This window comes from Streptosporangiales bacterium (genome assembly GCA_009379825.1).
Classification (GTDB): domain Bacteria; phylum Actinomycetota; class Actinomycetes; order Streptosporangiales; family WHST01; genus WHST01.
This window is the reverse complement of sequence record WHTA01000005.1, coordinates 106,825-119,786: the sequence shown is the minus strand read 5'-3', so window position 1 is coordinate 119,786 and position 12,962 is coordinate 106,825. Positions and strand designations below refer to the sequence as shown.

The window sequence follows — 12,962 nt, the reverse complement described above, 5'->3', positions numbered from 1 at the left end:
GACATGCAGACAAGCACTGGTGATCGCCGGCAGGGCCGGCTCGCCGGCGAGGTCGTCGTGGTGACCGGGGGCGCCCGCGGCATCGGCCGCGCCATCGTGGAGGTGGCGCTGCGCGAGGACGCCCGTGTGGTGGCGGCCGATATGGACTCCGACACAGGGGCGCAACTGGTCGAGGACCTCGGGGCGGCGGGCGAGGGGCTGTGGTTCCGCGAGCTCGACGTCACCGACGAGGCGGCGGTCGCGGCGAGCACCGCCGAGATCGCGAGCGGGCTCGGCCCGGTGACGGTCTTGGTCAACAACGCGGGACGCAACGTCTACGCCGATCCGGTGCAGATGACCGAGCAGAGCTGGGACGACGTGTTCGCAGTGGACCTCAAGGCGCCGTGGATCTGCGCAAAGCACGTGCTGCCCGGCATGATCGCGGCCCGCCGTGGCTCCATCGTCAACATCGCGTCGCTGCACGCGTCACTGACCATCAGCGGGATGTTCCCCTACGCGGCGGCGAAGTCGGGTCTGGTCGGCTTCACCCGTAGCCTGTCGTTGGAAGTCGCGAAGTACGACGTCAGGGTGAACGCGGTCAGTCCCGGCTACGTCCGCACCGCGCTCGTCGACGAGTACTTCGCCCAGGACTCGGACGGGAAAGCTGAGGCAGCGGCCTTGCAGGCGCAACCACTCGGCCGCTTCGCCACTCCGACGGAGGTGGCCGAGGTCGTATGCTTCCTGGCTTCACCTGCCGCCTCCTACGTCACCGGCGCGGACTGGGCGATCGACGGCGGCCTCGGTGCGCGGTTCGCGTGACGCTTCGGGGGTAGCAGTGCTGAGGGAGTCGGACATGACCAGCAGGGTAGAGAAGCACTACCAGCAGCTGCTCGCGGCGAACTACACCTGGATGCTCGGTGGTGACATCGAACAGGCCGCGCAGCGGCAGCGCGCCCTGCTGGAGTCCGTGCTCGGCGGGCGTGCCGCCGAACCGGGTCCCGCAGTGGATCTCGGATGTGGCTCGGGCGCGCAGACGCTCGCGCTCGCGGACCTGGGCTACGCCCCGGTGTTCGCCGTGGACACCGACGAGGCGCTGCTCGCCGAGCTGCGCGCGTACGCCACCGGTCGTGCCGGTGTGCAGACCGTACACGGGGACGCGACCACCGCCGTTGCCGAGATCGACCCGGAGACGCTGCACGTCGCCGTGTGCATGGGCGACACGCTGCCGCACCTGCCGTCCCACGCGGCGGTCACCACGCTGTTCGACCACACGGCGCGGGCGCTGCGGCCGGGAGGCGCTCTCGTGCTGACCTACCGCGACCTGACCCACCCGCTGTACGGAGCCGACCGCGCCATCCCCGTGCGCAGCACGGCGGACAAGATCATGCTCTGCTTCCTCGACTTCGCCGGCGACGACACCGTCGAGGTCCACGACATCGTCTACACCCGTGCCGGCGACGGCTGGCACGTCACGAAGAGCAGCTATCCGAAGCTCCGCCTCGCGCCGCAGTGGGTCACCGACCAGCTCGCCGCGGCCGGCTTCGTCGTCGACCACCACGAGCAGACCGCATCCGGCCTGTGGTGCACCGTCGGCCTGCGTGCCGCTTAGCGCGAGCCGCCACCACTGGCGGCGGTACGGAAGGCGCGCAGGGTGCGCATGACGTCGTCGTCCGTGGTGCGCCAGCTGGACACCGACAGCCGGATCGCCGCGCGCCCCTCGAAGGTCGTCGGGCTCAGCCATGCCTCGCCGCTGTCGACGACCTGCCGCAGGATGCGCCCGGTGGTGTCGTCGTCGCCGAACCGGAACAGCACCTGGTTGAGCACGACGTCGTCGAGCAGCTGGCAGCCGGGGATCGCTGTGAGGCCGTCGGCGAAGGCGCGGGCGTGGGCACAGCTGCGTGCCACCAGCTCCGCCACGCCGTCGCGGCCGAGCGACCGGAGTGCGGCGTAGAGCGCGAATCCGCGGGCACGGCGGGAGAACGCGGGCGTCCAGTCGAGGGGATCGCGCGGTCGGTCTGGTCCACCCAGGACGAGGTAGTCCGCCGTGACGCTCATCGCGGCGCGGTGCGCGTCCGGGTGCGCGCAGTAGGCGAGACCGGAGTCGTAAGGGACGTTGAGCCACTTGTGCGTGTCCACCGACCAGGAGTCGGCCCGGTCCGCTCCGGCGACGAGGTGCCGGTGGGCGGGGCTGGCGACCGCCCACAGGCCGAAGGCTCCGTCGACGTGCAGCCCACGCCCCGGCGTCGCGCGCCGCGTCCGCGACGGCGTCCAGATCGTCGACGGCGCCGGTGTTGACCTCGCCGGCCTGGGCGCAGACGATCGTCGCGGTGTCGGCGGCGGCGAGCTCGCGACGGAGGCCGGCGACGTCCATCCGCGCGCCGTCGACAGGGACGCTCCGCCACGCCGCCCGCCCGATGCCCAGCCAGCGCAGGGCGCGGTCGATGCTGGCGTGCCGTCGGGCTCCCATCAGCACGCGTACCGGTGGCGCCCCGTGCAGTCCCTGCTCCTCGACGTCCCAGCCCGCTGCGCGCAACAGGTGGTGCCGGGCCGCGGCCAGACAGGTCAGGTGGGCTTCCTGGGTGCCGGTGACGAGTGCGAACGAGGCATGCCCGGGCAGGCCGAGCAGGTCACGCAGCCATCCGCCCGCGACCTCTTCCGCCACGCTGGCTGCGGGACCGCAGGCGTACAGGCCGGGGCACTGGTCCCACACCGTGGTCAGCCAGTCGGCGGCGACGGCGGCCGGCAGCGTGCCGCCGATGACGAACCCGAAATAGCGTCCGGACGGGATGGCGAGCAGACCCGGTTCTGCGCCGTCGGCCAGCTCCTCCACCACCCGCAGCGGGTCGACGGGCTCGCGCTGCAGCGGACCGCCGAGTCTCGTCCGCAGCGCGTCCACGCTCGCCGTCTCGCCGACCGGCCGGTCCGCCAGCGAGTCGAGCCAACCGGTCGCCAGCTCCTTGGTGCGGGTGAGCAGCTCGTCCACGGTCGTCGACGCTACGGCGACGCGGAATTCGTGGTCTTGCACGGAATTGCTCGCTCTACACTGGTCGGGTGTCGACAGCGGCCGGCGTCACGCGGATCTGGCGTGCCGACGATCTTGGCGGGGTCGAGCTCCTGCGTGCCACCATCACGGAGTTCGCCTTCCGCCCGCACGCGCACGAGGAGTTCTTCGTCGCGCTCACCGAACGCGGCGTGGCTACGCCCACGTACCGCGGCGACAGGCACGTGCTCGCACCCGGTGACGTGCTCGTGCTCAACCCGGAGGAAGCACACGCCGGCGGGCCGCCTGGAGAACAGTCCTGGAGCTACCGTGCCGTCTACCTCGACCCTGCCCTGCTGCGGGGCTTCGCGGCCGGGCAGCTGCCGCACTTCGGCGACGACCTCGTACGCGACCCGGAGATCGTCCGGGGACTGCGTCGCTTCCACCGGCTCGCGGAGTCACCGCGGTCGAGCAGGCTGCAGCGCGAGCAGACGCTGACCGCGACCCTCGCGCTGCTCACCAGCCGGTATGCGAGGCCAGGACCCGAGCTGCGGGAACCCGGCCGCGAGCCGGCCGCGATCCGCGCCGGCAGGGAGTACCTCGACGAACACGCCGCAGACTCCGTCACCCTGCAAGCGGTGGCTCGCCAGGTCGGCTTAAGCGCGTACCACTTCTGTCGGGCGTTCCGTAGTGCCGTCGGCATGACACCGCACGCGTACCAGACCCACATCCGGATCCGTCGCGCAAAGACCCTGCTCGACGCGGGTCACCCGATCGCCGATGTCGCGGCCAGGACCGGGTTCTACGACCAGGCACACCTCACCCGCCAGTTCACCCGCGCGATCGGTGTGCCACCCGGCCGCTACCGACTCAGAACCTAGTTAGGCTAGCCTAACTAGGTTCTGAGTCGAGAGGAGGCCGTAGTGAGTGGCCGCGAGCACAAGCCGTACCCGATCGTCATCCGCGACCTGGAGGTGCTCGACGCGTACGACGTGACGCCGCTGATGCGGCGCGTGGTGCTGACCGGCGACCAGCTCGGCGCCTTCCGCAACAACGGCTACCAGATCGGGCCGTTCGTCACGGAGAACGCCGACGACCACGTCAAGGTCGTCGTGCTCGGCCCGGACGCCCCCACCGTCGTCGCGCCGGCCCAGAACGACGGCTTCCTCGACTGGCTGCCGGAGACGATCGGACGGGCCCGCGACTACACCCCGCGGCGGCACGACGCCACGGCACGTCGGTTGGAGCTCGACTTCGTCCGGCACGTCGGCGGTCTCGCGGCCGAGTGGGCGGACCGAGTGAAGCCCGGCGACCGCGCGCTCGTCGCCGGTCCGCGCGGCACGACGGTGTTGCCGCCAGGGATCGACTGGTACTTCCTGGTCGGCGACGAGACGGCGCTGCCGGCCATCGCCCGCCGCATCGAGGAGCTGCCCTCGGGCACGCCGGTGACCGCCGTCGTGTCGGTGGCTTCCGCGAGCGAGGAGCAGACCCTCGACCACCGCGCCGACCTGCACCTCACCTGGGTGCACAGGGACACCGCGGGCCCCGACGCGCTGATGGACGCGGTGCGGTCCGCGCCGTGGCGGGACGGCCAGGTCTACGCCTGGCAGCAGGCGAAGCGGGCATGCTGCGTCCCGTCAGGCGCTGGTTCAAGCGCGACCAGCAGGTCGCACGCCGCTGCGTCGACGTCGCCGGTTACTGGCGGGCCGGGCACTCCCAGCTGCAGGCGGCCGAGGAGCTGCACCGCCTGCAGGACGCCGTCGACCTCGCCGTTCCTTACGCGGCGCGCGCGGCGCTCACCCTCGACCTCGCGGAGCACGTGATCGACGGGCACACCACGGTCACCGCGCTCGCCGCGGCAACGGGCACCCAGGCCCGCGGCATCCGCAAGCTGCTCCGCGTGCTCGCCCACGAGAAGCTGTTCACCCTCGGCGCGGACGACACCGTCGGGCTCACGGCGCTCGGGTCCGTGCTCGTCGAGGACCACGTGCACGAACGCTACGACCACCGCAGTGGTTACGCGCGCATCGACGACTGCTGGCCTGGCTTGCTGCACTCGCTGCGCACCGGCGGGTCCGGCTACGAGCACGCGACCGGACGGGCGTTCTGGGCCCGGCTCGGCAGCGACGACAAGCTCGGCAGCACGTTCGACCACGCACAGGGGCAGGAGTCCGCGCTGTGGTCGGCGCGTTCTGTCGAGGCGTTCGCGCTCACCGGCGAGGAGCACATGGTGGACGTCGGCGGCGGCACAGGGACGTTCCTCGCAGTCGTGCTCGACGCGCACCCGGGCACCCGCGGAACGCTCGTCGAGCTGCCCACGACCGCGGAACGCGCGCGCCACTCGCTCGGCGAGCGCGGGCTCGCCGACCGGGTACGGGTGGTGCCGCAGAGCTTCTTCGAGCCGCTGCCGCCCGACGGCGACGTCTACGTACTCGCCCAGGTGTTGCACGACTGGCCGGACGCCGAGGCGGTCGCCATCCTCACCCGGGTTGCGGAGGCGGCTGGTGACCGCCGCATCCTGCTCGTTGAGCGGCTGCCGAGCGAGCACGACCACGACCACGACCTCGCGTACGACCTGCAGATGTACGCGAGGTTCGGCGGTGGCGGCAGGGACCTGGACGAGTACGCCGCCCTCGCCGAGCGTGCCGGGCTGCACCTGCACGGCGTCACCGAGCTCCGCGCCGGCCGCCACCTGCTCGAGCTGCGCCCGCGGGGCTGACCCGGCTCAGCGCACCTCGGCGAGCCGGACGAGTTGTCCTCCGCCGTGCCGAGTTCGACGGACTCCAGTCGCCGCAACGCATGCGCCAGCGCCGTGAGGTACGGCGTGGGCACATCGGCGCGGTGGGCCATGGCGATGAGTTCTTCCTGCCGGTCGATCGGCTCGGCCATCGGTGCGTCGGCAAGTGCCGTCGCGGCGAGCATCGCGCCGAAGCCCAGCTTCGACCAGAGGAAGCCCATCACGTTGTCGTCGTCTCGACCGGTCCCCAGGTGGCGAGGTCGCGGGCAAGCTCCGCGATGCGCGTCGAGGTGCGCCCGTCGAGCTCGCCGAGCACGAGCGCCCCGGTGCCGCCACCGGCGATCACACCCGGCTCGACCACGTCGGCGAAGAAGTCGACGAACGCGCCGACCGTGCGTTCAACCCCGAGGTGCTCCGCGAGTACCGCCTCGTGCAGGCCGTTCTGCACCGACGGGATGGCCGGCGCGCACCAGCACCGCTCCCAGTCCTGCCACCACTATGTGCCGAGCTCCGCGGCGACCTGCTCGACGACCTGCTCGTGCGTGGCCAGCCAGACGTCGTCGAAGCTCGTGATGTGGTCGAGCAGCTCGTCGAGCACGACGATGCGTGAGCGATGCCCGATGACGTGCGGGTGCAGCGTGAGCTGGAAGACACCACGCTCCTGCCGTGCCTGGTCGAACTCGTCGCGCCAGATCCTGCCGAGCTCGCGTGGTGCGGTGTACGGCCGCAGACCGCCGAACCGGTCCATCGTCAGACACGGCGCATCGTCGCGGATCCACTCCACCGGCAGTTCGACGATGCCGGTCGGGGCGCCGTCGGCGACTATCTCGTACGGCTCGTCGTCGCCCATCAGCGAGGAGTCGTAACGGAAGCCGAGCTTCCTGATGACGTCGAGCGTGTGTTCGCTGAACTCCCACGACGGCGTACGGATGCCGACCGGACGCGCACCGGAGAGCCGCTCGAGCGTGTCGATGCTGCGTGCCGTGAGGTCGAGCTCGGCGTCGGCGTCGAGCAGGGTGTTGCGCTCGTGGATCCAGCCGTGCACACCGATCTCGTGACCGCTCTCGACGTAGCTGCGCGGCTCGTCGGGATGCAGCAGCGCGGCGACCGCGGGCATGAAGAACGTCGCAGGGACCCCGTATCGGTCGAGCAGCCGCAGGATCCGCGGGACCGCGGCGCGTGCGCCGTACTCGCCCTGGGACAACCGGCCAGGATGGGTGATGCCGTCTCGCAGAGCGGACGTCTCGTGGTCGGAGTCGAACGAGATCGTCACGGCGACGCGTGCGTCACCGGGCCAGGTCGGTGGTACGAGCCGTCGGCCCGCTCGTACCCGTTCTACCGGACGCCGCCACTGCGCCTCGGCCCACCGCCAGGATTCGATCGCCATCGGCGGTCTCCTTCATCACGCAGGACGGGCCGGCTGGGTCGCTGGCACCGTATGGCGGCAGCACGAATCCGGTCAACGGTGACGTGCGCCACGTCAGCCGTCGGGGAGCATGTCCCGCTGGTGTGCGACGGCCTCGCGCACGAGGGCCGTCACGGCGTCCGGTTGTGCCGACGCCGACGGGTAAGGGACGCGGCGCACGTCCCGGCCGTCGCCGACCAACAGGCCGGCCGGGTCGGCGAGCAGTACGCCCTTGTGGAACACCAGGCTGACGCCGTTCTTCGCGACCGCGATCGCGCACACCCAGTGGTGCCAGTCGGCCGCGGCGGTGAACGTCAGCCGCCCCCACTTGACCGCTTCCTGCAGCTCGGCGGCCGCCCGCACGGTCTCGGCCAGCTCGCGCGCCTGGTCCTGGTGCGGTGCGCCGTGGCTGCGCAACCACTCGTCCGTCGTCATCGCGAACACGCTGCCAGCCGGTACCGACAGTACGGACCTTTACAAGGCGCAGAGATTGGGTGCAATATGCATGCAATGCCCGCGAAGGGATGGCGCGATGAAGCACACCCGGATGGTCGTCGGCGGGAAACTGGTGGCCGGCGACGAGCAGTTCGAGTCGACGAACCCGTTCACCGGCGAGGCCTGGGCGACCGTGCCGGCGGCGAGCCCGGCCGACGTCGACACGGCGGTGCAGGCGGCCAGCGAGGCGTTGCCGCAGTGGCGGAGCACGCCCGGTGTCGAACGCGGGCGGTTGATGTTCGCGCTCGCCGACGCCATCGAGGCCGAGGCCGACGAGCTCGCCCGGCTGGAGACCACCGACAACGGCAAGGTCATCAGGGAGACCACCAACCAGATGGGGTTCGCCGCGCGTAACCTGCGGTTCTTCGGCGGTTACGCGGACAAGATCTACGGCAGCACCATCCCGCTCGACCGCGCCGGCATGTTCGACTTCACCAGGCGCAGACCGTACGGCGTCGCGGCGATCATCACCGCGTGGAACTCGCCGATCGCGTTGCTGGCCAACAAGTTGCCGCCCGCGCTCGCGACCGGTAACACCGTTGTGGTGAAGCCGTCGGAGCACGCGTCGGTCACCACGTGTGAGCTCGCCAGGATCGCGCTCGACGCCGGCCTGCCACCCGGTGTCTTCAACGTGGTCACAGGCGCCGGCGAGGTGGGCGACGCGCTGACGTCGCACGACGGGGTCGACAAGATCAGCTTCACCGGGGGCAGCGCGACAGGCGCGCGGGTGGCGGCGAACGCCAGCCGCCGCCTGGTGCCGCTGACGCTCGAGCTCGGCGGCAAGTCACCGAACATCGTGTTCGCCGACGCGGACATCGACCGCGCGGTGGTCGGCGCCATCGCGGGGATCTTCGCCGCGGCGGGGCAGACCTGCATCGCCGGCTCCCGGTTGCTCGTCCAGCGTGAGGTGTACGACCAGGTGCTCGACGCCGTCGTCGAACGCGCCCGCGGGATCACGCTCGGCGACCCGTTGCGCCAGGAGACCGAGATGGGACCGGCGGCGAACCGCCCGCAGTTCGACCGCATCCTCCAGCTGGTCGAGTCCGGTCGTGCGGAGGGCGCGCAGCTGCTCACCGGTGGGAAGGCGGCGGACGGGCACGGCAACGGGCTGTTCGTCGAGCCCACCGTGTTCGGTGCCGTCGACCCCGGCATGCGGATCGCGCGCGAGGAGATCTTCGGCCCGGTGCTCTCGGTGATCCCGTTCACCGACGAGCAGGAGGCCGTGGAGATAGCGAACGGCGTCGAGTACGGCCTCGCCGCCGGAGTCTGGACCGGCGACATCGACCGTGCCCACCGCGTCGTCGAACAGCTCGAGACCGGTTCGGTCTGGGTGAACACCTACCGCACCAACGCCGCACAGGCGCCGTTCGGCGGCACCAAGCGAAGCGGCTACGGCAGGGAGCGCGGTGAGGACGCGTTGCTCGAGTACACCTACGTGCAGAACGTGATGATCGACTATTCCGGCGCCGCGCGCGACCCGTTCTCCATCAGGACCTGAGCCAAATCCATCCCGGGGGACCAAGCAACTCGGAGGTTCGAGATGTCTCGGCAGAGTCGCAGAGTCGCGATCGCCACCCTCGTCGGTACGACGGTGGAGTGGTACGATTTCTTCATCTACGGTACGGCCGCCGCGCTGATCTTCAACCAGCTGTTCTTCCCCTCGTTCTCCCCGCTCGCGGGCACGCTGCTGTCGTTCGCGACGTTCGCGACCGGGTGGCTCGCCAGGCCGATCGGCGGTGTGCTCGCCGGGCACTTCGGCGACCGGGTGAGCCGCAAGTCGATGCTCGTCATCACCGTCGTGGGCATGGGCATCGCGACGATGCTCGTCGGTGTGTTGCCCACGTACGACAGCATCGACGTGTGGGCGCCGCTGTTGCTGGTGACGTTGCGGATCCTGCAGGGCCTCGCCGTCGGCGGTGAGTACGGCGGTGCGGTGGTGATGGCCGTCGAGCACGCGCCGGCCGGCCGCCGTGGCCTCGGCGCCGCCTGGCCGCAGATGGGCGTGCCGGGCGGGCTCGTGCTCGGCACGGCGGTGTTCTACCTGTTCAACACCATGCCGGAAGCGAGCTTCCTCGCCTGGGGTTGGCGTATCCCGTTCCTGCTCAGCTTCGTGCTCGTCGTCGTCGGCCTGGTGATCCGGATGCGGATCGTGGAGAGCCCGGCGTTCCAGGACGCCAAGCGGCAGCAGGCCGTGGTGCGGCTGCCGGTCGTGGACGTCGTGCGGCGCCACCCGGGTCGCGTGCTCATCGTGATCGTCGCGCACATCGCGCCGAACACCTACTTCTACACGTTCGCGACGTTCATCCTGGCGTACGCGACCACGCAGCTCGGCTATCCGAACAGCACGGTGCTCGTGGCCGTCAGCATCGCGGCGTTGATCGAGACGTGCACGCTGCCCGCGTTCGCGCACCTCTCCGACCGGGTCGGCCGCCGGCCGGTCTACATCGTCGGGTTGGTGTTCCTCGCGCTGTGCGCGTTCCCGTTCTTCTGGCTCGCCAGCCTCGGGTCGACCGTGTTGCTGTTCATCGGCATCGCGGTGTGTCTCGGCATCGGCCACTCCGCCGTGTACGGTACGCAGGCGAGCTTCTTCTCCGAGCTCTTCCCGACGGCGGTCAGGTACACCGGCCTGTCGCTCGGCTACCAGATCGCGGGTGCGCTGTTCGGTGGGCCGTTGCCGATCATCGCGACCGCACTCGTCGCCGCCGCGGGTGGTACACCGTGGCTGTTCGCCGGGTACATGGCGGTGGCCGCGTTGGTCAGCGCGTTCGCCGCGTACCTCGCCCCCGAGACCTCACGGCTACGACTCGACGACGCCGTCGAGCCGGACAAGAAGCTCGCCAGCCACGGCTAACCGGAGGACAACTTGGCCACCACCGAGACCGACGTCGTCGTCGTAGGAGCAGGCAACGCCGCGCTGGTCGCGGCACTCGCCGCGCACGAGGCGGGCGCGAAGGTGATCGTGCTCGAGGCCGCCGACGAGGCGGAGCGCGGCGGGAACAGCAGGTTCTCCGGCGGCATCTTCCGCACGGCGCACGACGGGCTCGACTCGATCCGCCCGTTGCTGCACGAGTCGAGCGAACGGTTCCTCGGCAAGGTGTCGGTCGGGGCGTACCCGCGGGAGCAGTACATAGAGGACTGGCTGAGCACCTCCGCGGGACGGCCGCCGCTGCCGCTCGTACACACGGTCGTCGACCGCTCGTACGAGACGGTCGACTGGATGCGGCAGCGCGGCGTCGAGTGGGAGCTGACCGCGAACAAGCTGTTCGACCTGGACAAGCTCGACCGCGTCTACGACGTGCCGCCGGGTGGTGCCATCCGTGCCCGTGGCGAGGGTGTCGGCCTGGTGGAGCGGCTGTTCGAGGCGGTGGAACGCGCCGGCATCGAGGTCTGGTACTCGTCGCCCGCGGTGGGGCTGGTGACCCGTGGGTCGACGGTCGAAGGTGTGCGGATCCGGCGCAACGACAGGTACGACGAGGTGCACGGCACCGTCGTACTCGCCAGCGGTGGGTTCGAGGCGAACCCGGAGATGCGACTGCGCTACCTCGGTCCAGGGTGGGACCTGGTGAAGGTACGCGGGTCGCGGTTCAACATGGGCACCATGCTGACCCAGGCGCTGCTTACCGGTGCGCAGCCCGCCGGGCACTGGGGTGGTTGCCACGCCAGCCCGCAGGACGCCGCCCACCCGCCGGTCGGCGACCTCGACCTCACCGACAAGCTCAGCCGGTACTCGTACCCGTACGCGGTGTTGGTGAACCGCCGGGGTGTGCGGTTCGTGGACGAGGGCGAGGACCACGTCTGGCTGACGTACGCGAAGACCGGCAGCGCGATCCTCGCCCAGCCGGAGGGCGTCGCGTACCAGGTGTTCGACCAGAAGACGGCACACCTGCTCGAACCGCGGTACCAGACCGGCACGCCGGTGGTCGCCGACACCCTCGACGAGCTGGCCGAGTGTCTCGACCTGCCGGCGAAGGCGCTCGCCGAGACGATCGAGGCGTTCAACGCCGCGGTTGCGCCCGACGCCGCGCAACGGTTCGACCCGCTCACGTCCGACGGTGTCGCGGCCGAGCCGGTGGGACAACCACCGAAGTCGAACTGGGCGCAGCGGATCGAGGACCCGCCGTTCGTCGTGTACCCGGTGACGTGCGGCATCACGTTCACGTACGGTGGGCTGAAGATCGACACGGACGCACGCGTGCTCGACACCGAGGGACGCGCGATGCCCGGGCTCTACGCCACCGGCGAGATCGCCGGCGACTTCTTCTACCACAACTATCCCGGCGGCTCCGGTCTCGTCCGTGGCGCGGTGTTCGGCCGCATCGCGGGTGCGAACGCCGCGGCGGCCGCGGTGGGTGAGGCGGCTGCCTAATGACAGTGCACCCCGTCGACCTCCCGCGCTCCGCTCCTCGCTCATCTGCGGTGGCCGCATCGCTGTCCGGTCATGTTCTCGCTGCGATGCTCACGCGGGAGGTCTCCTCATGACGGATACCGTACTGGGCTTCATCGGCCTCGGCGTGATGGGTGCGCCGATGTGCCACAACCTGCTGCGGCACAGCGGCAAGCCGGTGACGGCCTACGACATCGACACTGCGGCTGTCGCGGAAGTGGAGCGCGCCGGCGGCACGCACGCGTCGTCAGCGGCCGAGTTGGTGGCCGCGAGCGACATCGTGTTCTGCTCGCTGCCTGGCGGCGACGAGGTCGAAGCGGTCGTCACCGACGTGCTCGGGCACTGCAGGGAAGGCCAGACGGTCGTGGACCTGAGCACGTCGCCGGTACGGCTGGTGCAGCGGCTCGCGGAGGTGCTCGCCGGCCGTGGCGTCGCGTTCGCCGATGCGCCGGTCGCACGCACGAGGCACGCCGCCGTCGAGGGCACGCTCGCCATCACCGTGGGTGCGGACGCCGAGGTGTTCGCGCGGGTAGAACCATTACTGCGGTGCTTCGCCACCGACGTCACGCACTGCGGTCCTGTCGGTGCGGGTGCGTTGGTGAAGCTGCTGAACAACATGGTCGTCTTCGAGACCGTGGTCGCGCTCGCCGAGGCGGTCACGCTCGCGCGCAGGAGCGGTCTGGTCGGCGACGAGCAGCTGTTCGACGCACTGGGCAAGGGCTCGGCCGCGAGCTTCACGCTGGAGAATCACGGCAAGAAGGCGTTGCTGCCCGACCTGCACCCTGAGAGCGCGTTCCCCGCAAGGTACATGCGCAAGGACGTCGGTTACGCCCTCGACCTGGCCGCGGACGTCGGGGTACGCGCGCCCGCGGGCGAGCTCGCGCACCAGCTGCTCGACGAGCTCTGCGAACAGGGCCACGCCGACGCGTACCACACGGCCGTCGTCCGCCTCATCGACGCCGAGTAACCGAGGAAGTGATCC

Annotated in this window: 10 protein-coding genes and 2 pseudogenes; 8 read left to right on the top strand and 4 right to left on the bottom strand. The window is 70.7% G+C overall.

Going from position 1 to position 12,962, the window contains the following annotated elements:
* Positions 1 to 3: 3 nt before the first annotated feature.
* Both GEV07_04380 and GEV07_04375 read left to right on the top strand, forming a co-directional pair.
* Positions 4 to 798, top strand: a complete 795-nt coding sequence (locus tag GEV07_04380; GenBank protein ID MQA01980.1) for an SDR family oxidoreductase — start codon at positions 4 to 6, stop codon at positions 796 to 798.
* A gap of 34 nt (positions 799 to 832) precedes the next feature.
* Complete coding sequence (locus GEV07_04375) at positions 833 to 1,588, top strand: methyltransferase domain-containing protein (protein ID MQA01979.1); 756 nt, start codon at positions 833 to 835, stop codon at positions 1,586 to 1,588.
* Here GEV07_04375 and GEV07_04370 read toward each other — a convergent pair.
* A pseudogene (locus tag GEV07_04370) lies at positions 1,585 to 2,962 on the bottom strand (aspartate aminotransferase family protein). The gene GEV07_04375 and the pseudogene GEV07_04370 overlap by 4 nt on opposite strands.
* A gap of 68 nt (positions 2,963 to 3,030) precedes the next feature.
* Between GEV07_04370 and GEV07_04365 the strand changes: the two are divergent.
* Together GEV07_04365 and GEV07_04360 are read left to right on the top strand one after the other, a co-directional pair.
* Complete coding sequence (locus GEV07_04365) at positions 3,031 to 3,840, top strand: helix-turn-helix domain-containing protein (protein ID MQA01978.1); 810 nt, start codon at positions 3,031 to 3,033, stop codon at positions 3,838 to 3,840.
* A 123-nt stretch (positions 3,841 to 3,963) separates the two neighbouring features.
* Positions 3,964 to 5,678 (top strand): annotated as a pseudogene (locus GEV07_04360) (siderophore-interacting protein).
* 238 nt (positions 5,679 to 5,916) lie between these two features.
* Here GEV07_04360 and GEV07_04355 read toward each other — a convergent pair.
* The 3 genes from GEV07_04355 to GEV07_04345 all read right to left on the bottom strand — a co-directional run bounded on the left by GEV07_04355 (position 5,917) and on the right by GEV07_04345 (position 7,536).
* A complete protein-coding gene (locus tag GEV07_04355; GenBank protein MQA01977.1) occupies positions 5,917 to 6,144 on the bottom strand; it encodes a hypothetical protein in 228 nt (75 codons plus the stop codon).
* Positions 6,145 to 6,192: 48 nt separating this feature from the next.
* The gene (locus GEV07_04350) at positions 6,193 to 7,083 is read right to left on the bottom strand and encodes a polysaccharide deacetylase family protein (protein MQA01976.1); all 891 of its coding nucleotides are present in this window, start codon (positions 7,081 to 7,083) and stop codon (positions 6,193 to 6,195) included.
* Positions 7,084 to 7,176: 93 nt separating this feature from the next.
* Positions 7,177 to 7,536 (bottom strand): hypothetical protein, encoded by a 360-nt coding sequence (locus GEV07_04345; protein MQA01975.1) that lies wholly within the window; start codon positions 7,534 to 7,536, stop codon positions 7,177 to 7,179.
* 97 nt (positions 7,537 to 7,633) lie between these two features.
* Between GEV07_04345 and GEV07_04340 the strand changes: the two genes are divergently transcribed.
* The 4 genes from GEV07_04340 (at position 7,634) to GEV07_04325 (ending at position 12,947) form a co-directional block, all read left to right on the top strand.
* Positions 7,634 to 9,094 carry an aldehyde dehydrogenase family protein gene (locus GEV07_04340; protein ID MQA01974.1) on the top strand — a complete coding sequence of 487 codons (1,461 nt, stop codon included), beginning with the start codon at positions 7,634 to 7,636 and terminating at the stop codon, positions 9,092 to 9,094.
* 42 nt (positions 9,095 to 9,136) lie between these two features.
* Positions 9,137 to 10,447: an MFS transporter gene (locus GEV07_04335; GenBank protein ID MQA01973.1), complete on the top strand. Its 1,311-nt coding sequence runs from the start codon at positions 9,137 to 9,139 to the stop codon at positions 10,445 to 10,447.
* A 12-nt stretch (positions 10,448 to 10,459) separates the two neighbouring features.
* Positions 10,460 to 11,962 carry an FAD-dependent oxidoreductase gene (locus GEV07_04330; GenBank protein ID MQA01972.1) on the top strand — a complete coding sequence of 501 codons (1,503 nt, stop codon included), beginning with the start codon at positions 10,460 to 10,462 and terminating at the stop codon, positions 11,960 to 11,962.
* 109 nt (positions 11,963 to 12,071) lie between these two features.
* Positions 12,072 to 12,947, top strand: a complete 876-nt coding sequence (locus tag GEV07_04325) for an NAD-binding protein (GenBank protein ID MQA01971.1) — start codon at positions 12,072 to 12,074, stop codon at positions 12,945 to 12,947.
* Positions 12,948 to 12,962: the final 15 nt, after the last annotated feature.